This window comes from Scytonema hankhaensis NUACC26 (assembly GCF_045865695.1).
GTDB lineage: Bacteria > Cyanobacteriota > Cyanobacteriia > Cyanobacteriales > Nostocaceae > Scytonema.
The window spans coordinates 28797-49413 of record NZ_BAACAP010000172.1 but is presented as its reverse complement, the minus strand read 5'-3'; the positions used below and the strand labels follow the sequence as shown (position 1 = coordinate 49413).

The window sequence follows — 20617 nt, the reverse complement described above, 5'->3', positions numbered from 1 at the left end:
ATCCAAAATCCCTCAATCTAAAATCTAAAATCCAAAATCCAAAATCTTAATATGCGTGTATTAGTCACAAGCAGTGCTCGTTTTGCTATTCTAAAAGATGGAACACTATGGACATCCGATCCATCTGTATCCTACAAATTTTGGTCTCGATATCTAGATGTATATGATGAAGTTCATCTGCTAGTACGTGCAACAGCACATGACGTACCACAGCCCGGATGGAAAATGTCATCAGGTTCTGGAATCAAGCCAGTACCACTCCCTAATTATCGTGGTGTGTGGCAGTACGCTAAAAATTATCATCGCGTCAAACAGATTATTCATGAAGCCATAGCCAATGTAGAAGCCGTACATTTGCGGATACCTTGTGAAATTGGCGGAATGGTTCAACATTCTCTAGAAAATTCAAGACCTTATGGTGTGGAAGTGATAGGGGACCCGTATGATGTTTTTGCACCTGAGGCTTACAAACATCCTTTGCGTCCAGCTTTTCGTTGGTGGTTTACCAGACAATTGCAGCAACAGTGCCAGCAAGCCACAGCTACTGCTTACGTTACACGAGAAGCTCTTCAACGCCGATACCCTCCTAATGCCGAGGCATTTTCTACTCATTTTTCCAGTATTCATTTGCCAACTTCAGACTTTGTGACTGAATCGCGATTGTCTTGTCCAGTTGCGCCTTATACCCTCATATCCGTGGGTACATTAACTCAACTCTATAAAGCCCCTGATATAGTCATCGATGCGATCGCTATTTGCGTTCAACAAGGATTAGATCTGCAATTAGTTTGGGTAGGAGATGGCAAATACAAGCAAGAACTTGAAGCAAGAACTCAAATGAGAGGCTTAAGCAAGCGAGTCAGTTTTTGCGGTCAATTAAACAGTAGAGAAGAAGTAATTAAGCAGTTAGATCGAGCCGATCTTTTCGTTTTGCCATCTCGACAAGAAGGCTTACCCAGAGCCATAATTGAAGCAATGGCGCGAGGTTTACCTTGCATTGGTTCTTCTGTAGGAGGCTTCGCCGAACTACTACTTCCGGAGGAAATAGTACCTCCAAACGATGTAGCCAGTTTAGCAGCCAAAATTTCCGAAATTTTAGTAAACCCACAACGCATGGCTGTGATGTCAGCCCGCAATTTAGAAAAAGCTCAAAACTATAGAGATGATATCTTACGCCAGCGTCGTATGAAATTCTATCAATATGTACGCGATCGCACGCAAGAATGGCTGACCTATCAATCTTACCCTCAACCTGAAATCACCTGTCTCTAACTCTTCCTCATCCGCGTTTGTCCGCTACAGGCTGCGGTTCACATTCAAACAGGAGCAAAAACAATGTCTAAAAACATTAAACTACTCCACATCACTACTGTCCCCGAATCATTAAACTTTTTCAAAGGGCAAATAGCCTACATGAAGGCACAAGGAGTTGAAATTCACGCCCTATCCTCTCCCGGATACCTTTTAGAAGAATTCCGCAAGCGCGAACAAGTGCCTACATATGCAGTCACCATGCAACGACGCATAACTCCATTAAAAGACATCCAATCTATATTTCAAATATGGCAATACATACAAGCTATCAATCCCCATATAGTTCATACTCACACTCCTAAAGGTGGTCTGTTAGGAACGATCGCTGCTTGGCTTGCAAGAGTCCCTGTTTGTATTTACCATGTTCATGGTTTACCAATGATAACAGCTAAAGGTTACAAACGCTTATTATTGACTTGGAGTGAAAAAATTTCTTGTCTGCTTGCATGCCAAGTCATTAGCGTGAGTCACTCAATTCGTGAAGTTGCTATCCGCGAAGGTCTTTGTCCGCCAGAAAAAATCAAAGTTTTATTGAAAGGTAGTTGCAACGGTATAGATGCGCTAGATTCCTTTAATCCGGCAAATTTACCTCTCAATACCCGTCAAGAAACGCGCAAAAATTGCGGTATTCCAGAAGATGCCATCGTTCTTGGATTTGTAGGTCGTTTAACCCGAGAGAAAGGAGTAGAAGAATTAGTCAGGGCATGGCAAATCTTGCGAGAAGAATTTTCTAACCTGCATTTACTTGCTGTTGGCTATTTTGAAGCCCAAGATCCAATATCTACAGAGATAAAAAAACTACTTCTAAGCGATCCGCGCATTCACATGACAGGAAGGATGAGTTATGTTCCGCCATTCTATACCGCAATGGACATTTTGGCTTTACCAACTTATCGAGAAGGATTAGGCGAAGTTCTTCTAGAAGCATCAGCCATGAAATTACCTATAGTCGCTACTGATATTCCAGGCTGTGTGGATGCTGTAGAAGATGGCTACACGGGGTTGCTAGTACCACCTCGCGATATTGAGGCATTAGCCAGGAAAATTCGGCAATATATCCAGAATCCTCAATTACGCTATCAGCACGGAAATGCGGGACGCGATCGTATTTTACAAAAATTCCGTCAAGAAGCGATTTGGGAAGCTCTTTACCAAGAATATTTAAAACTTTTACCTCCCGATTCTGTACTAGGTATCGAAGAAGAGATGGTACTGCTACATTCCAAACTTTTGTAAGTTACAGAGGTTGCATCAATGACTACTGAATATTTACCAGGTGTTTATTTCTCCACACATAGCAAAATCATCAAGTCTTTATTAGACAGAGTTCTTGCAGCCATTGCATTATTAGTTCTTGCCCCACTGATGCTGATACTAGCAATCGCCATCTACATTCAGATGGGTCGCCCAATTTTCTTCACCCAACCCCGTCCCGGTAAAAACGCCCGTATTTTCACCTTCTATAAATTTCGGACAATGATAGACCATCGGGATGCAAAAGGTAATCTTCTTCCTGATGAAAAACGCCTAACAGCATTTGGACAACTTCTCCGGAAAAGCAGTTTAGACGAACTCCCTCAACTCTGGAATGTTCTTAAAGGAGACATGAGTTTTGTCGGTCCTCGACCATTATTAGTCAGATACCTTGACCGTTACACACCCGAACAAGCACGTCGTCACGAAGTCAAACCAGGTATCACGGGGTTAGCACAAGTTAAAGGTCGTAACGCTATCAGTTGGGAAGAAAAATTTAAACTTGATGTTTGGTACGTAAACAATTGGAATTTATGGCTAGACTTAAAAATTCTTTATTTAACAGTCTTTAAAGTTTTACAACAAGAAGGAATTAGCCAACAAGGCTACATTTCATCAGAAGAGTTTAGAGGTCAATTACAGGAGTGACCAGTGAACAGTAACCAGTGAACAGTGACCGATGAATAGTGAACAATGGTGTTTAGATAACTAGACTATGCTCTTGTGGTACGGGCGTCCTCGCCCGTTCTCTTGAATGCACGGGCGAGGACGCCCGTACCACTCAATAGAGTCCATTAACAGGAAAATTACTGTAAACGCAACGCACCATTTATTTGTGCATGAGACAAAAAATATTTATGCAAAACCTTGCTCTATTTATCGGAACAATAGCCATAACTACAGCCTTATGGCTTAGTAGTATGTTACCAACTGTATCCTCAAAAACAGTCAGAACAGTCATAGACAATGAAAGAGGATTATACTACGTATTTCCCCACGATAAAGATTGGAAAAAAGTTGGTGCTTACATAGGTTTACCTCATTATGAGGATATTTTTTCCGCTATGAATCCCGAAGCAATTAAAGGGATTCATGGACGTTTTCAACATTTCCATCCTCAAGATGAAAAGGACTATGTTTATTTTCCATATGCTGAGTTAAAAAAATATGAATTGGATGAGTTAGCTCAACGCCGTCCTCCTCTTTGGATAACTGCCACTTATCAAGGTAAGAAAAGACCTGTTATTTTTGAGTGGCAGTCAAAAGAAAAAGCACAAGCAGTCAATATTGGCGACCAACGCTACATTGATTTTTTTATTAAAAACTATGTCCGTGACAGACTTCAAAAAGGTTCCTATCAAAATTTGTGGGTGGGATTAGACAATTGCGCTTTTATTTATAATCTTTATGGGGTATTTGATGACAAAAATAATTATAATAACAAAATAAAATGGGATCGACCATTTCCACAAAACGATAAAGAATTTATCCAAGCTGTTGAATATTTCTTTAAACGTTTAAAAGAAACATCGCCAGATATTAAAATTATTTGTAATGAGGGAAGCATTTATGATGAAAGCCTGTATAAAGAAATATTTGCTCATACTGACGGAGTACTTCTAGAAGATTTCCTAGGCGAAGTTTATAATTCCGATAGCGCTTTGACAAGATTAAGAACTTATCGTTCTTACCAGCGAATGCAAAATTTTTCAGCTAATAAATTACAAATATATCAACCTAATACGCGGAATAAAGATGAACTGATTCACAATATGTATCTTGCTTATTTAATTTTTGGAGGAAAGAACCGATTTTATAGTGGAGATGACGGTCACAGTCTAGAAATCGATCCAAAACGTTATGCAAAAATTAAGAACCTACTTGGTGATTCTATAACTCCCGCACAAGACAAACAAGAATTCGGTAAAAGTGAAGGATATCGTCTTTATTGGAGATTTTTTGAGGGAGGAGTTGCTTATTTTAATTTAACCGGAAAAACTCAAGCAATAAATTTAAACCAGGGTAAGAAGTATTTTGATGAATATAGCAATTCTATCAAACAAGTTTCAATTAAAGATAAAGAAGCAAAATATATACTTTTCTCTTCCGAAAATCGAACTGCAAAACCTATATTTTATCCAATTAGAGCAATAACTGTGGCTGGTTCAGTTTCTGTTGAGATCGGTACAATGACACCAAATGCATCTATTCGGTATACTCTTGATGGTAGCGACCCCAATCAAAACTCTCTACTCTATACCAAACCTATTAAACTCACTAAAAGTACAGTGGTGAAAGCTAAAGCTTTTGGCTCAAATTTACAGGAAAGCTTTGTTTCTACAACCTTTTATAGTATTACAGATAAACAACCGTCTGTAGAATTTCATCTGAGTAGTAACAGTAGCAGTGAATTTCTTAAAGCTGATTACCCATTAGTATCTCTCAGTCATATTTCAGCAAAACCTATTACAGTTAATTATTCTGTTATAGGAGGAACGGCTACGAGTAATGAAGATTATAAGTTACTTTCTGGAAGTCTCATATTTTTACCAGGAGAAAAGTATAAGTATTTTTCAATTGATATTAGAGATGATAAAAAATTTGAAAAAGATGAATCGATAGAGGTATCGCTTTCTCAACCTAAAAATGCTTACTTAGGATACAAAAAAGTGTATAGATACACTATTCAGGATAACGATAAACACTCGTTCAGTAAAAGTAAGTTACTAACATCAAAAAGAGAATAAAGGAATAATAAATTATTTTCAGTAGGGTGGGCAATGCCTACCAATAGTTAGTGTGGTAGGCATTGCCCACCCTACGTATATTTCAAAAATTAAAGAGGAATTTTACGAATAGGAAATAAAATCATTTTTTTAAGCAGACAATTTACCTATTCAAATCTTGCTTCAAAAAAAGCATCTAAAGTATTCAAACAGTTGAAATAGGAGAAAAACCATGAAAAGTCAAATTATTAATTTATCTAGTAACTTATGGACAGATATCTTGAAAACACTTCCACATGATATTTATCACGAACTAGAATATATATATGTAGATGCTATTAGAACTAACACAATACCAGAAGCTATTTTAGTGACTCAAGATGATAAAATCTTCTTCTTACCTTATTTATTACGTTATTGCCAGCCAGAAGAAAAAGAAATTTTTGACGTTGTATCTCCTTATGGATATCCTGGAATTCTCTTAAATGAAGCAGCTTTAAATTCACCTCAGTTTCTTAATAAAGTAATTGAAGAGTTAAAGAATGTATTTTTTTATAAAAACGTGTGCTCGGCATTTTTTAGACTCCACCCAATTTTAAATCAAGATTTAGATAAACTTTTGCCTGTTAGTATTTGTAAAGTAAATGGTGAAACTATTTCTATTAATTTAGAACTTTCTGAAGTAGAAATATGGCAACAAACACGTCATAGCGATCGCACGAGAATCAGCAAGTGCAAACGTGCGGGGATGGTAGCAAAAATGGTTCCTTTTATGGAGTATATCGACGATTTTATTGAAATCTATGAAGAGACGATGCATCGGGTCGAGGCTCAATATTCCTATTATTTTGATTATAGTTACTATTTAAATTTGGCAATCTTAGGCAAAAAAATTCATTTATGTATTGTGGAATGGGAAGGGGAAGTGACTTGTGCGGGATTGTTCACAGAATGCTGTGGGATTGTACAATTCCATCTTTCAGGAACAAGAAATCGATTTTTGAAACAAGCACCAAGCAAACTCATGTTAGATTATGTGAGATTTTGGGCTAAAGAACGTGGTAATAAAGTTTTCCATTTAGGCGGTGGAGTGGGAAGTTCTCACGATCGCCTTTATGAGTTTAAATCAGGTTTTTCCAAACAAAGACATAATTTTCTAACCATGCGTCTGATTGTCAATGAAAAAAAGTATCTGGATCTCGTTAATTTTCAAGCACGAGTCCTAGAAACAGAACCTGAAAAACTACTCGTTAATGGTTTTTTCCCCGCATATCGTTGCACGGGTATCAAATAGTCAAGAGGGACTTGGAGATGATAAAACCTATTTTACTATCAACACCCCACATGGGCGATCGCGAACTAGAATTTGTGAAAGAGGCGTTTGACACAAACTGGATTGCACCCGTTGGTCCTCAGATCGATGCTTTCGAGCAAGAATTTTGTCAAGCGAATGGTGCGCGTCATGCGGCGGCTGTCAGTTCTGGAACAGCAGCACTTCATTTAGCATTGAGATTAGTCGGCGTTGAAAGTGGCGATGAAGTTTTTTGTTCGACACTCACATTTATTGCTACCGCCAACCCAATTACATATTTAGGTGCAAAACCAGTCTTCATCGATAGCGATCTCACGACTTGGAACATGAATCCTGACTTGTTGTGGGAAGCATTGGAACGTCGTTCGAGACGAGGTAAATTACCCAAAGCAGTTGTTTTAGTGCATCTCTACGGTCAAAGTGCGGATATCGATCCTATTCTAGAAATTTGCGATCGCTATGAGATACCTTTAATAGAAGATGCAGCTGAATCTTTAGGAGCAACTTATAAAGGTCGAGCAACAGGTACTTTTGGGCGCATTGGTATATACTCGTTCAACGGAAATAAAATCATTACTACTTCTGGTGGTGGAATGCTTGTTTCTGATGACGAGCGACTTGTAACCGAAGCCCGTTTTCTAGCAACCCAAGCGCGAGATTTAGCTCCTCATTACCAACACTCAGAAATAGGCTATAACTATCGTCTCAGTAATATTTTAGCAGGAATTGGTCGCGGTCAATTGCGTGTTTTGAATGACAGAGTTGCTGCTAGACGACGGAATTATGAGATTTACGCTGCTGCTTTAGGAAAGTTACCAGGAATTGAATTCATGCCTGAAGCTAACTTTGGAAGTGCTACGCGATGGTTGACGTGTTTAACCATCGATCCAGAAGCATTTGGTGCAGATCGAGAACAGGTTCGGTTAGCTCTAGCTAAACAGCAGATCGAAACTCGTCCTGTCTGGAAGCCCCTACATCTACAACCCGTATTTACGAAATGTAAATGTATTGATGGTGCGATCGCTGAATATTTATTTACACGCGGTTTGTGCTTGCCCTCCGGATCTAATCTTACAATAGAAGATCTAGAGAGAGTAATTGATGCGATCGAGTCTGTATATAAATCTCACTCTCCCATCTTTAGTTCCCAATCTGAGCCTGTCTCTCGTTCCCAGGCTGAGCCTGGGAATGCACATCTAGAGGCTCCACCTCGCCAGTTGTTGTTGAATGGAGGCGGAGCCTCTTAAGAAGGCATTTCCAGGCTCAGCCTGGAAACGAGGTGATGTATAACAAAGGAGTTTCCCCAATCGCCAATCCCCAGTCCCTAGTCCCCAATAAAGTTATGGAATTACAAGAATCTTCCTTCATACTTGATAAATATTGGCACGTAGCCAAACGTCGTTGGCTAGCTATCCTAGTAGTATTTTTTCCAGCTTTTATAATATTTACATCAGCATCATTCATGCTCAAGAAGCCCTATTATGAAGCAGAAGGAAAGCTCATTTTTGAAAGAACAAATACTATTTCCTCTCTTACGGGAGTAGGAACAGAAATAGGAAAGTTAGAGTCTGTAGTTCAAGAGAAAAGTAACCCTCTAAGTACCGAAGCGGAAATTATACGTTCCATCCCTATTGTCAAAAAAGTCATTAATCAACTCAACTTACAAGGAAAAGACGGGGAACCTCTAAAATATAAGGATTTTCTCAAACAACTGACCGTCAATGACATCCAAAGAACAGACATACTCAAGGTGTCCTACATGGATACCAACCCTGTAATAGCTGCACGAGTTGCTAACGCTTTGATGGCGAATTATTTAGATCAAAATATTTCTGCCCACAGAACACAAGCATCAGTTGCTCGGAAGTTCTTAGAAAAACAAGTTCCCAATGCAGAATTAATTGTCAAGAGGGCAGAAGCTGAACTACGCGGGTTCAAAGAAAAAAATAAAGTGGTTGCCCTCGGAGAAGAAGCAACCAAAGCAGTAGAAGTGATTGCAGAGTTACACAAACAACGCGGAAGTACTGAATCTGAAATTGCCAATCTCGATTCTCAAGCTGAGACAATTCGCCAACAGTTAAGCATGAACCTGAAAAAGGCAGTGACTACAACTTCCCTTAGTCAGACTTCAGGAGTACAAGATATTCTCAAAGAAGTTCAACAAACTGAGTCTCAACTTGCAGTTAGGAGAACTGTTCTTCAAGGCGAACATCCCGAAATCCAAAATTTAGAAAACAAGTTAGCAGTTTTACAACAGATACTGCAAAGGCGAACAAAACAGGTTGCAGGAACAACACCAATCGGTCAAAATGATAACCTTCAAGTCGGACTATTGCAGCAACAACTCTCTGCTAAGTTAGCAGAATTAGAGTCAACTTATCAAGGTTTAAGTCATAAAGTATCAGCTTTAAACAAGTTAGAAACAATTTACAGAGAACGACTTAAAAAATTACCATACCTAGAACAGCAACAACACGAGGCAGAACGTAACGTACAAGTCGCGCAATCTACCTATTTACTTCTTCAACAAAAGCTGCAAGAAAGCAGAATTGCTGAAAATCAAAATATAGGTAATGCTAGAATGGCATCTGCTGCGGAAATTCCAGATGAACCTGTTTCTTCTAGAATGCTTGTCTTTGTCAGTGCAGCTTTATTCGCTAGCATGCTTTCTCTGGCAATTGTTTATCTATTAGAAGCAACAGATAAATCTATCAAAACTATTGATGAAGCCAAGCAGTTATTAGGATTGACTTTATTAGGGGTAATCCCTTCGTTTTATAGGTCAAAAAAGTTACATCGAAATTATCAAGAGTTAGAATTACAAACACGCCCACTTGTTGTCAGAGATATGCCTCGCTCGTATATCAGTGAAGCTTTCCGAATGTTGCGGGCAAATTTAAAATTTGTAAGTGCTGATAAAGAAATTCGAGTCATAGTTGTAACTAGCTCTATACCTCAAGAAGGGAAATCTACAGTTGCTGCCAATTTAGCCATAGCTATGGCTCAAATGGAACGCAAAGTTTTACTCATAGATGGAGATTTACACCGTCCAGTTCAACAGCAAATTTGGGAGTTACCTAATAGCAAAGGGTTAAGTAATGTCATTGTAGGACAGGCTGATATTAAGACAGCGATCGCAAAAGTGATGGATAATTTATACGTCCTCACTTCTGGAGTTGTACCTCCCTCTCCAGCATCTCTCCTAGACTCCAAACGCATGGCTACTTTAATTGACATTCTTGCATCACAATACGACTTTGTAATCGTAGATGCTCCATCCTTAACTGTTGCTGCGGATGCAGTCACTTTGGGTCAAATGGCTGATGGTGTTTTATTTGTGGTTCGACCTGGAGTTATCGATGCTACCAATGCTATCTTTGCTAAAGAACTTTTGGAAAAATCAGGACAGAATATTTTGGGACAGGTGGTGAATGGCGTCACTTCTAACAATGAACGCCATAGCTACTACTTCACTAAAGAATACAGTTTTGAAACTCAGAGCGTTGGAAATCGGGGAGCGGTCAATCTACACCTTTAGTATCAATTTATATACTAATACGCGATTGCAACAGGAGTTCCAAGGACTGTGAGGCACAGAAAGAGGACAAGGAAGAGGACAAAGATTTTAACCAGTATATAAATGATACTGTTGGGATATGGAGTTGTATGCATGATGTTGTACCTCCATTTTTAACATTAGTACCGCTCTTAAACTGAGTTGAGGGCGGAATACCTTTTTAATTTTCTTTATAGAGCAAAAACTTGAGGAACTTGTGAGGAAGCCAGGTCGCCTAATCCGATTTTTGAGAATGATGACAAAATACTTTAAATGCAGAGATATTCAAAATCAAGCCCAATACAAGTTTTACAGCAGTTTTTACCTAAATGAACCACATCGTTTGTAAGGGCGCAAGGCATTGCGCCTCTAAATCTGTGGTCTATGCTCGAATACAAAGACTACTCTATTATTTCAAAAAAAATTGATTTATTAAGACTTTTTCCATGTTTTTTAGCTCTCCTCGACCAGAAGCGCGATCGAGATTTAGCGATCGCACTAGAAACAATGCACGGTTCGGAGTCATGACGAGTACGAGTTAGAACGGCTTTCGTTTTCTTAATAACTTTTCAAGCAATACCTCGTATCTTTTTACAGAAATTAATCAAAAAACTAATGATTTAGGATAGTTCTTTACAATGAAGTAAACGGTGAAATGATATGAGCCGTCTAAAAACTGACCGCAAGATTCTGATAGTTTTATAGGAATCAGAACAAGAATTAGATAGTTAGGTATGGATTGTTGACGTAAGTTAGAAGGGTAATCGCTCGAAAAGTATAACGCATTTATTACCATTGATTAAGTGATAATTAACAGGAGGTTTTATGGCAACAATTAACTACTTATCTTTCCCATTAAAACTTTTTGCAGCACTCGGTTGTGGACTGATAGCCGGAGTTTTCTTTGCCTTCTCGACTTTTGTGATGAAGGCTCTGGCTCAACAACCTCCAGCACAAGGTATTGCCACGATGCAATCTATCAATGTCACGGTAATCAATCCGTGGTTTATGACAGCGTTTTTGGGAACAGCAGTAGCTGGCATTTTTTTGGCGATCTTCTCGCTGCTTAAGTGGCATCAACCCGGTGCTACTTACTTACTGGTTGGTAGTTTGCTCTATCTCGTCGGTACATTTGGCGTCACGATCGCCTTCAATGTTCCACTGAACGATGCACTGGCGATCGTCAAACCAGACAGTCCTGAAGGCGCACAGCTATGGGCTAAATACCTTATCAATTGGACACTCTGGAATCACGTTCGGACAGTATCGGCGCTTGTAGCAGCAGTCTTGCTTGCGATCGCTCCTTCAGTATCTAAAGTGCTTCGTTAGCTATAAAAATTTCTCAATCCTGCAGGTTGAGTCGATCTAGTAAAATAGATAATTAATCACTAATGCCTATCTTAATATCCAGCAGGGGGTGCAGGGACGCCGGAGAGGAAAGAATGGCTTAACAGAGTAGTATTGGGAGAGAACTAACTATTGTGTCCAAGTTTACTCGCAATTTGGCATTAATTGTCGGTATTAATGACTACGTGAATGGGATTTCCCCCTTACAAAATGCAGTCAACGATGCCAAAAAGCTAGTAGAAATTCTCCGCGACAAGCACGGATATCAAGTGTGGGAGTGTTTTGATGAAGGTGCTACCCTTCAACCTTTAAAGAAGTTTCTTTTGGAAACTCTTCCACAAGAAGTGAAATCCAATGACCGATTGCTGTTTTACTTTGCAGGACATGGTATTGCCCTTAATGGGGATGATGGTCCTCAAGGTTATCTCATTCCGCAAGATGCCAAACTGGGTGAGATTGAAACTTATCTACCCATGACTCAAGTGCATGAAAGCTTGAATAGCTTGTCCTGTCGTCATTTTTTGGGTATCTTCGACTGTTGCTTTGCAGGTGCGTTTCGGTGGTCAGCCACCAGAAATGCCATGTCTGTTTCCAAAGTACTTCATAAAGAACGTTACGATCGCTTCATCTCTTCTCCTGCTTGGCAAGTCATTACCTCCGCCGCTTCCGACCAAAAAGCTTTAGATGCCTTCTATCACAACACAAACCGGGGGTCATTTGGCGAGCATTCCCCATTTGCAGCCGCATTGTTTGAAGCGCTGACAGGTGCGGGTGATGCTTATCCTCCAGCAATAGATGGGAAACCAGCCGGAGATGGAGTGATGACTGCAACTGAATTGTATATGTATTTGCGCCATCGCGTGGAAGAAGTCGCGGGACAAAATCGTTCCCAACAAACGCCAGGAATTTGGGGATTAAACAAACATGACAAGGGCGAATACATCTTTCTCACACCGGGACACAAACTTAACTTACCAAGCGCACCTCCCCTCGATGAATCTCAAAACCCCTATCGCGGCTTGCAATCCTTTGAAGAAGAACATTGTAACCTGTTTTTTGGGAGAAGTGTCCTAGTTGAAAAACTGCACCACTTTGTAACAACCCATCCCCTGACCATAGTTCTGGGTGCTTCTGGTTCGGGAAAATCCAGCGTAGTGAAAGCAGGGCTGATTCCTCAAATGCGACGAACAAAGGAAGACAACTGGTGTATAGTCCCTGCAATCCGTTTGGGAAAATCCCCCTTTTTAGCGCTGAATCAAGTCTTAGCTCAACTCAATTTACCAAAAATAGCAGGTCAAATTAAACTTACAGACAGTATAGCGGCTTGGGTAACGCAAAATACCAACTCAAAATTGTTCTTGTTAATTGACCAAAGCGAAGAATTAATCTCACTGTGTCAAAATGAAGAAGAACGTAGGGAATTTTTTAAGCAGCTAGTGGAAGCGATCGCAAACCATTCCCAAGTATTAAGAGTCTTGTTGACATTGCGTTCCGACTTTGAACCCCAAATCAGAAACTACCATACTCAAAAGCAGGATTGGCAAGATGCACGATTTATTGTACCTACTATGAAGAGAGCAGAATTGCGCGAAGCCATAGAGAAACCCACAGAAGCAAGGGTCATGTTTTTCCAACCGACAGACTTGGTAGACAACTTAATTGATGAGATTGCAGATATGCCAGGAGCATTACCACTGCTATCTTTTACCTTAAGCGAACTCTATATCAAGTATCTCAAACGACAACACGAAGCAAAAATTCAAGGTGAAACCATTGACCGTGCGATTACCAAAGCTGATTATGACGAGTTAGGAGGAGTAACGCAATCCTTAACAAGGCGTGCAGACTTGGAATACGAACAATTAGTCCAAGAAAATCCGGCTTATGCTCGGATTATCCGTCATATTATGCTCCGAATGGTAGCTTTAAGTGGAGGTGAGTTAGCACGCCGACAAGTCCCTTTGTCAGAACTGCAATATCCACTAGGTAAAAACGAACTCGCGCAAAAAGCCATCAGCCGATTTTCTCAAGCCCGTCTACTAGTGGAAGGACAAGATATTGAGGGTCAATCTTATGTAGAACCCGCTCATGATGCATTAGTCAGGGGATGGGGAAAGCTACGAGAGTGGATAAAACAAGAAGAAGACGAAGAAACGATAATTTTGCAGCGACGCTTGACACCAGATGCTGAAAAATGGAAAACTAAGCAACCAGAAAAATTTCAATGGAAGAAGTATCCCTATTGGGTTAAGTATTTTCAGGAAAAATACCAGCAAAGCCGTTATTTGTGGAATGCAAATCCCGATTTATTGAAATTAAAAGATAAACTTCATTCACCAGATAATTGGTACAATCAAATAGAAGAAGAATTTATCAGAAACAGCATTCAACTCCGTCAAAACAATCGCTCCTTGAGAATTGGTGCGATCGCAAGTGTATTTTTGAGCATTGTAACATTTGCTGCATTTCAATCCTATCAAAGACAAGAAGCTGAAATTAGAGCTTTAGCTGCATCAAGCGAAGCACTTTTTGTATCGGGGCGTCAGTTAGATGGGTTGAGGGATGCATTAAAAGCAGCGCAAATACTGAAATCTACCACTGGAATAGTAGCTTCAGACACTACAAGAAAACAGGTTATGACTGCCTTAATGCAAGCTGTCTCCTTAATAAAAGAGAAAAACATTATCCAAGGACATGACAATCAGGTGCGTAGTGTTAGATTCAGCCCTGACGGGTTGTTTCTTGCTTCTTCAAGTGACGATCGCACTGTCAGAATTTGGAGTACAGCTAACGGTGAAGAAATTGTAAGATTCAGGGGACATAAAAATAGAGTTAACAACGTCAACTTTAGCCCCGATGGTAAAATACTCGCTTCATCTGATTGGGATGGACGCATCAAACTTTGGAGTTTGGTAAATAGCAGAGAAATAACACCACCCTCTCTAATCGGTCATCCCAATAATCCAGTTTATAGCGTTAGTTTTAACCGTTACGGTACGGTTTTAGTTTCTGCTGGATGGGATGGAACTATTAAACTTTGGCGAGTTGCGGATGGTAAGTTAATTAAAACACTAACAGAACACCAACAAAATGTAGAAAATAAAACCAATAAAATCAATGTTATAAACTTTAGTGCAGATGGCAGACAAATGGTTTCATCAACTGAAGATGGCACAATATATTTGTGGGATTGGGATGAAAACAAACAGGATGCTAAGCTTCGTAAACGTTGGAAAGGACATGAGGACAATGTTATTGGTGTAGTATTTAGTCCTAATGGTAAAATACTAGCCTCCGCAAGTTTTGATAACAAAGTTAAACTCTGGAGTGTTCCTGATGGGAAGCCAATTTCAACACTGACAGGACACAAAAATCGAGTCTACAGCGTTAGCTTTAGTCCCAATGGTCAAATGCTTGCTTCAGCAGGTAGCGATCGCACGGTCATACTTTGGGGGTTAGATAATCTCGAACAACCAAAAGAAATTCAAGAGATTGCTACGTTTATCGGTCATAACGACGAAATTTATAGCGTCAGATTTAGCCCGGATGGCAAAACTCTTGCTTCTACAGGCGCTGACAAACATATTCGCTTTTGGAGTTTGGACAATGACGCACTAAAACAATTGACAATTCATAAAGATAGGATTAATGCTGTTAGCTTTCAACCTGTTATTAGTAACAATGAATATATGTTTACTTCCGCAGGTACAGATCGAAACATTCAATTTTGGAGTTTAACAAAGAATGGTAAAGTAACTCTGTTGAGAAAAGCAAATTTATTACAAAATCAAGAGCATACAGGACCTATAAATAGCTTGAGTTTTAGTCCTAATGGGAAGGTATTGGCTTCAGGAAGTGCAGATGTATCTGTTAAAGTTTGGGATGCAACGACTAGACAATTAATGCAAACACTTCCAGAAAATCCAGAAAACAAATTAGGGACGAATTATGTGGTAAATTTTAGTCCCAATGGGAAGATTCTAGCAGCTGCTTATGCAACAAGAAAAATTAAATTTTGGCAGATAGCTCAGAATGGCTACGAAGAAATAAAGCCGATAAATCCTTCTATGAAAGGGTATAGTGTAAACTTCAGCCCTGATGGTTCTGCGATCGCAACAATTCTCGACGACGGCGTAATTAAACTCTGGCAATTCTCCGCACTACAGAAGGAAATTAAGTTAAAAGAGCATACTGGTGTTGTCTACAGCTTGAGTTTCAGCCCTGACAGTCAAATATTAGCTTCAGCAAGTGAAGATAATACCATCAAATTATGGAGTATGACCAACTATAAAGTTACGCATACACTCAAAGGTCATACAGGAGCAGTACGTAACATTAGTTTTAGCCCAGACGGTCAAATATTAGCCTCGGCTAGTGAAGACAACACCATTAAACTTTGGGATAGAAATGGTAAAGAACTTATTGCTTTGAAAGGACATAGCGCACCAGTTTTAAGCCTCAGTTTTAGCCCTGATGGCAAGTACTTGATTTCTGGAAGTACTGATAAGACTGTACTTTTGTGGGATTTGAAATTAAAAGATTTAGACGTTTTGTTTAAGCGTGGTTGTCAGTGGTCATCTGCTTATTTGATTGGTAACACAAGTCTCAATCAAGAAGATAAGTCTCTTTGCGGTACGGATAGGTAAAATGTATTTCTTTGATACAAGCAGGAGAACCCATACTGCTCGATCGAATCAAGGCAGGTTACTTTAACTTACTCAAATTGGTAGATAAAATACACGAAAAGTCTTACTTAAGAGAGAGGCTTTTCTTGAAATAAAAAGCTATTTTCTGAATAGGGTATATCGGACTTAAATTTATTATAGCAATTTTACTTAACTTGAGAAGGGTTGTAAGTAGTGCAGGGTAAGTCAAATCTACTATGTACAGTTTACAACTTGTTTAGTATTGCCGTAAACAATCGTTGTATTTTTAAGAATTTAAAAAATTAGTAGGAGAGCGATAATTAAGTTGAGAGATTATGCAAACTAACAAAGAAGTATCTTTATCAATAGACAAATTGATTTCTAGGGAATTTATAATTTCAAAGTTACCAGAAAATGCTCATTTGATTTCGGCTGATTTAATTCCATTTGAAGTTGCATTAGATAAAAATTTAATTTTTCATAGTGTGTTACCAAGACAGGTCGTATGGTATGTCAAAGTTTTATATTATAAAAACTTTGGCATACAAAATAAAATTCCTGTAAATGTGTTGCAAAATCTTGTTTATGATGCAGAAACAGGAGACTTGGTTTGTTGGCAAGGCACATTTGAAAGATTTTAGTTTTTCACTAAGTGCAAAAAGTGATTAAGACCTGTAATAGCACTGTTCAATCCACATCCGCATTTCTTCTTCAGATCCAAAAGAAGCGGAACGTCCTGTCATTGGGTCATAAGCATGCCAGGAAAAAACTCGTCCTTTTCGGTCTAACTCTTGCCAAACTTGCAACTCAGAAGCTCGAATTAAGTACGTTACAAATTGTTGCCAAGTTTTCTCGATCGCTAGCAATATTTTTTTATAAAAATTAATGTTTTTCATATTCACATCCTGGGAGAAGTAAGAACCATTACTTCTACTTTCTCGCGGGAATTTTTAATAGAGAAGGTACAGTTTGACGGATTTGTACTAGAACAGTTGTCAAGATGTAGAACTGTTCTAGTAAAAATTGATGAAACTGTACTAGAACAAGAAAGAAAAGATCGCGTATATTACAAGTACTAGTCACGTTGTAGTCTTTCAATAATCCACCATTATGAAGATTTGGTTGGAACGGGAATCCACTAAACCTATTTATTTGCAAATACGCGATCGCATCAGTCGTCTGATCGACTCTGGCGTACTCCAAGCAGGCGATCGTCTTCCTTCCATTCGCTCGCTAGCGGAAAGTTTGCAAGTCAATAAACTTACGATTATTGAGGCTTACAACGTTTTAGAAGCAGATGGGATTATTTCCGCCCGTCAGGGGTCGGGATACTTTGTCAATTCTGTCAATCGTTCCTCTGCCAACTTAAAATCAACATTCGCGCCCGTGCAAAACGTCATTATTCCAGAGCAGGGCAGAAGTAGTTTTTTTGATATGTATACGGCTACAGTAGAAGCACAAACACAGCCAGGAATAGTGAATTTTGGTTGTGGTTTTCCGCAGCCACCAAAAGATATCGATTTAATTGCAAGACGAGCACTCAGACAAACACCCGATGGTTTATTTAAATACGACTTACCTCAAGGACAGCTGACCCTTCGCAGGCAAATTGCTCAGATGTTAATACAGCAAGGAATGGAGGTGACGGCAGAAGATTTAATTGTTACCAATGGTTCCGAGCAAGGGCTGTCATTAGCACTGCACTATTATTTAAAGCCTGGAGATTGGGTTATTGTAGAAACGCCCACTTATTTTGGTGCGCTTGCCAGTTTGGAAAACTTGGGAGCTAAAATCATCGGTATTCCCATGACTGCTCAAGGAATGAATTTAGATTTACTAGAGAAATATCTCAAGAGCCATCGTCCAAAACTCATATACACAATTAGTGCTTTACACAATCCCACAGGAATTACAACAACACAAGCACACCGACAAGAATTGCTAGCATTAGCGGAGAAATATGAATGTCCGATTTTAGAAGATAATGCTTATGAAGGATTGACTTTTGAGGCGGCTCCTGCACCAATTAAAGCTTTTGACAAACAAGATTTAGTTATATATTTAGGGACATTTTCTAAAACTTTAATGCCCGGTTTAAGAGTTGGCTACATGGTCGTTACTGGTAAGCATTTTCATAACATTCTCGAACGAAAGTTACTGCACGATCTTCACACGTCCACTATTTCTCAAGCAATTGTTAGCGAATACCTAGCTTCAGGACATCTCCGCCGTCACCTCAATCGATTGCGAACAGAAAACCTCCGCACTCGCGATGTTATGCTAGCAGCATTAGAGCGTTACTTTCCCCAAGAAGCTAGGTGGACAGTACCAAAAGGTGGGTTATTTCTCTGGGTACAATTACCAGAATATACTCCCATTCAAAGAATACGCATTGAAGCTTTATCTCAAAACGTCCTAGTTCCCTGTCATTCAGTATTTTTCCCCGATAGGAAAGGATACCCAGCTATGCGGTTGACTTTCACGCCTTCTCCAGAAGAAATTGAGCAAGGTGTCGCTGTTCTTGGTAAATTACTGAAGAAATATCTTTGTGTAAAAATTGCTAGCTAATCGAGTACATGAATGTAGAAGTACGGAGGCAGAGGGCAGAAGATATAAAATTTCTTATTATAATCAGCTACTCATTTTTTCAGGTCTCTTAGATTGTAAAATTATTGACTCTATGCCATCGGATTTGAGATGGTTATACAGCCATTCCATTTCACATTTAGTACCGCTATGTAGAATGGAAGGGATTTTCCTAAGAGTTTTAAGCTTTTGATGTAATTCTACTGTGGATAGTTCTAGGGTTTTGCGTAATAATTTGGTAACAGTTTGCTTTTGTCTCTCGAAATTTTCAATTATTATCTCCCATTCCCCCTCATATTTCAAGATTTCTTGACGTATCTCTTCTGGTGGAAATCCAATATCGTCAAATTCCGTTGAAGAGTCACAAAAAGGGCAATTATATGAAATGTACCATCTTAGCTTATTATCGATTGCTGTTTGCCCAATTTCAAACGGAATCAACTTATGACATTCATGACAAGAATTTTGAATCAAAACCATATATTATTTCTCAGCCCGCATATGCGCTCATTCGAGATAGATAAACACTTTGCGATCGCCCTCAATATTTTATTTCAATCTTCTGTAGCTCCTGCATATTGAAGAATCCGAACAATTACATTATCTTTAAGCTCCTTCCTAAATTTCAAATAAAAAAACTGTTTTTTTCAGTATAAGTGAAAGCATATAAAAGCTATGTGCCTCAATCTTATTTTTTTAGAAATTTTAATGCTTTTGCTCTAGATAATACATGAGTTTCTTGGGAAAAGTTAATAACGTTCGCTTAAAAATGCTAACATCTCTTCGTAAAATGGAAAGCCTCGTCCTCGGCTTTCTTGAGCAGTTGATAGGATATGTAGCATTTCAATCAGCGATTGTTGAGCAGCATCCAGAAGCAACTCCAATAATGGGGAAATATTATTTTGTTGCCCTTCCACAACCGCATCAGTATAGGCTTTACCCACCTGATTGGAAATGACGGCGATGGGATAGCCAGATCTTAATAACAGCAAATTCATTAATAATCTTCCCGTGCGTCCATTCCCGTCTCGAAACGGATAAATTGAAACAAATCGCAAATGAGCTTCTGCCGCAAATTGAATTGGATGCTGAATTGTCGTTTCTGCTGAATTTAACCAAGTAACAAACTCGACCATTAGATCGTTAAGTAAGTGGTATGGCGGATAGACATACTCAGTTCCAACCACTGTCACATCAAGTTGACGGTAACATCCTGCTTCTTCAGGAGAAATTGCTCGTAGAATTAAGTTATGAATCTGTTTGATTTCCCATTCTCCAATAGGGGTTGAGTTTTGAGCAAGTTGTTCGATATAGTCGATCGCATCTTTATGCCCGATAACTTCTAAATGTTCGCGTAACGTTTTTCCACCAATCGTGATACCAGTTTCTAAAACTAAAGCTGTTTCACTTTGCGTCAAAGTGTTGCCTTCAATCGCATTTGAGTTATAGGTAAAGCGCACATCGTAGAGTTTCTTGAGTTCTGCAACTACTGTTGTTGGTAGTGGACGAAAGCTATCCAACCAAGCCTTGAGTCGATCCACCTGCTGAAATTTATCTGAAAGGGTCATATTTGGCAAAAGTGATAAGCGTTTTTGAATTTCTTTTGATACATCTTGAAGTCGATGTTGAATCAGCATTTGAATAAAAGTATCGTAGCATTGACCAGCAGTTTCAGTGAATGAGGCAGAAGACACGCTTGAGGATGAGACTGGATTTACAGTCATAAAATACTGCCTGTTTAATATGTTGTCTTCAGATTCCAAACTTGCTTGCGTCATATCATTCACCTTGATGTTCGAGCACCTAATATCCATATATCCATCTTAAAAAAATTTACTAGTATGAGCTATATCCTATTAGTAATGATACGTAGTGT

The 20617-nt window shown here is 39.1% G+C and carries 14 protein-coding genes; 11 read left to right on the top strand and 3 right to left on the bottom strand.

The window, feature by feature from the left end; genetic code table 11:
* The first annotated feature begins 51 nt into the window (after window positions 1-51).
* The 10 genes from ACKTT2_RS15190 (at window position 52) to ACKTT2_RS15145 (ending at window position 16796) form a co-directional block, all read left to right on the top strand.
* Window positions 52-1272 (top strand): glycosyltransferase family 4 protein, encoded by a 1221-nt coding sequence (locus ACKTT2_RS15190; RefSeq protein ID WP_407888253.1) that lies wholly within the window; start codon window positions 52-54, stop codon window positions 1270-1272.
* Window positions 1273-1335: 63 nt separating this feature from the next.
* A complete protein-coding gene (locus ACKTT2_RS15185) occupies window positions 1336-2550 on the top strand; it encodes a glycosyltransferase family 4 protein (protein ID WP_407888251.1) in 1215 nt (404 codons plus the stop codon).
* 18 nt (window positions 2551-2568) lie between these two features.
* Window positions 2569-3216: a sugar transferase gene (locus tag ACKTT2_RS15180; protein WP_407888249.1), complete on the top strand. Its 648-nt coding sequence runs from the start codon at window positions 2569-2571 to the stop codon at window positions 3214-3216.
* 209 nt (window positions 3217-3425) lie between these two features.
* Complete coding sequence (locus ACKTT2_RS15175) at window positions 3426-5315, top strand: chitobiase/beta-hexosaminidase C-terminal domain-containing protein (protein ID WP_407888246.1); 1890 nt, start codon at window positions 3426-3428, stop codon at window positions 5313-5315.
* A gap of 211 nt (window positions 5316-5526) precedes the next feature.
* Window positions 5527-6588 carry a GNAT family N-acetyltransferase gene (locus ACKTT2_RS15170; RefSeq protein WP_407888244.1) on the top strand — a complete coding sequence of 354 codons (1062 nt, stop codon included), beginning with the start codon at window positions 5527-5529 and terminating at the stop codon, window positions 6586-6588.
* A gap of 17 nt (window positions 6589-6605) precedes the next feature.
* Window positions 6606-7853 (top strand): DegT/DnrJ/EryC1/StrS family aminotransferase, encoded by a 1248-nt coding sequence (locus ACKTT2_RS15165; RefSeq protein WP_407888242.1) that lies wholly within the window; start codon window positions 6606-6608, stop codon window positions 7851-7853.
* 95 nt (window positions 7854-7948) lie between these two features.
* Window positions 7949-10144, top strand: a complete 2196-nt coding sequence (locus ACKTT2_RS15160; protein WP_407888255.1) for a GumC family protein — start codon at window positions 7949-7951, stop codon at window positions 10142-10144.
* An 843-nt stretch (window positions 10145-10987) separates the two neighbouring features.
* Window positions 10988-11491, top strand: coding sequence for an anthrone oxygenase family protein (locus ACKTT2_RS15155; protein ID WP_407888240.1), 504 nt, complete (start codon window positions 10988-10990; stop codon window positions 11489-11491).
* Window positions 11492-11643: 152 nt separating this feature from the next.
* Complete coding sequence (locus ACKTT2_RS15150; protein ID WP_407888238.1) at window positions 11644-16155, top strand: nSTAND1 domain-containing NTPase; 4512 nt, start codon at window positions 11644-11646, stop codon at window positions 16153-16155.
* A gap of 335 nt (window positions 16156-16490) precedes the next feature.
* Entirely contained in the window at window positions 16491-16796 is a 306-nt protein-coding gene (locus ACKTT2_RS15145) for a hypothetical protein (RefSeq protein WP_407888236.1), read from the top strand.
* A gap of 24 nt (window positions 16797-16820) precedes the next feature.
* Here the strand turns inward: ACKTT2_RS15145 and ACKTT2_RS15140 are convergent, their stop codons facing one another.
* On the bottom strand, window positions 16821-17051 hold the full coding sequence (locus tag ACKTT2_RS15140) for a hypothetical protein (RefSeq protein WP_407888234.1): 231 nt from the start codon (window positions 17049-17051) through the stop codon (window positions 16821-16823).
* Window positions 17052-17265: 214 nt separating this feature from the next.
* Between ACKTT2_RS15140 and ACKTT2_RS15135 the strand changes: the two genes are divergently transcribed.
* Window positions 17266-18723, top strand: coding sequence for an aminotransferase-like domain-containing protein (locus tag ACKTT2_RS15135; RefSeq protein WP_407888232.1), 1458 nt, complete (start codon window positions 17266-17268; stop codon window positions 18721-18723).
* Window positions 18724-18786: 63 nt separating this feature from the next.
* Here the strand turns inward: ACKTT2_RS15135 and ACKTT2_RS15130 are convergent, their stop codons facing one another.
* Together ACKTT2_RS15130 and ACKTT2_RS15125 are read right to left on the bottom strand one after the other, a co-directional pair.
* The gene (locus tag ACKTT2_RS15130) at window positions 18787-19221 is read right to left on the bottom strand and encodes a hypothetical protein (RefSeq protein WP_407888230.1); all 435 of its coding nucleotides are present in this window, start codon (window positions 19219-19221) and stop codon (window positions 18787-18789) included.
* 269 nt (window positions 19222-19490) lie between these two features.
* On the bottom strand, window positions 19491-20519 hold the full coding sequence (locus tag ACKTT2_RS15125; RefSeq protein ID WP_407888228.1) for a Fic family protein: 1029 nt from the start codon (window positions 20517-20519) through the stop codon (window positions 19491-19493).
* Between the last annotated feature and the right edge of the window lie 98 nt (window positions 20520-20617).

Excerpts from the sequence above, each read along its gene's own strand:
- ACKTT2_RS15175 (WP_407888246.1), top strand. The coding sequence starts at position 3,426 with ATGCAAAACCTTGCTCTATTTATCGGAACAATAGCCATAACTACAGCC.
- ACKTT2_RS15145 (WP_407888236.1), top strand. The coding sequence starts at position 16,491 with ATGCAAACTAACAAAGAAGTATCTTTATCAATAGACAAATTGATTTCT.
- ACKTT2_RS15180 (WP_407888249.1), top strand. The coding sequence starts at position 2,569 with ATGACTACTGAATATTTACCAGGTGTTTATTTCTCCACACATAGCAAA.
- ACKTT2_RS15140 (WP_407888234.1), bottom strand. The coding sequence starts at position 17,051 with ATGAAAAACATTAATTTTTATAAAAAAATATTGCTAGCGATCGAGAAA.
- ACKTT2_RS15155 (WP_407888240.1), top strand. The coding sequence starts at position 10,988 with ATGGCAACAATTAACTACTTATCTTTCCCATTAAAACTTTTTGCAGCA.
- ACKTT2_RS15165 (WP_407888242.1), top strand. The coding sequence starts at position 6,606 with ATGATAAAACCTATTTTACTATCAACACCCCACATGGGCGATCGCGAA.
- ACKTT2_RS15160 (WP_407888255.1), top strand. The coding sequence starts at position 7,949 with ATGGAATTACAAGAATCTTCCTTCATACTTGATAAATATTGGCACGTA.
- ACKTT2_RS15190 (WP_407888253.1), top strand. The coding sequence starts at position 52 with ATGCGTGTATTAGTCACAAGCAGTGCTCGTTTTGCTATTCTAAAAGAT.
- ACKTT2_RS15125 (WP_407888228.1), bottom strand. The coding sequence starts at position 20,519 with ATGACGCAAGCAAGTTTGGAATCTGAAGACAACATATTAAACAGGCAG.
- ACKTT2_RS15170 (WP_407888244.1), top strand. The coding sequence starts at position 5,527 with ATGAAAAGTCAAATTATTAATTTATCTAGTAACTTATGGACAGATATC.
- ACKTT2_RS15135 (WP_407888232.1), top strand. The coding sequence starts at position 17,266 with ATGAAGATTTGGTTGGAACGGGAATCCACTAAACCTATTTATTTGCAA.
- ACKTT2_RS15130 (WP_407888230.1), bottom strand. The coding sequence starts at position 19,221 with ATGGTTTTGATTCAAAATTCTTGTCATGAATGTCATAAGTTGATTCCG.
- ACKTT2_RS15185 (WP_407888251.1), top strand. The coding sequence starts at position 1,336 with ATGTCTAAAAACATTAAACTACTCCACATCACTACTGTCCCCGAATCA.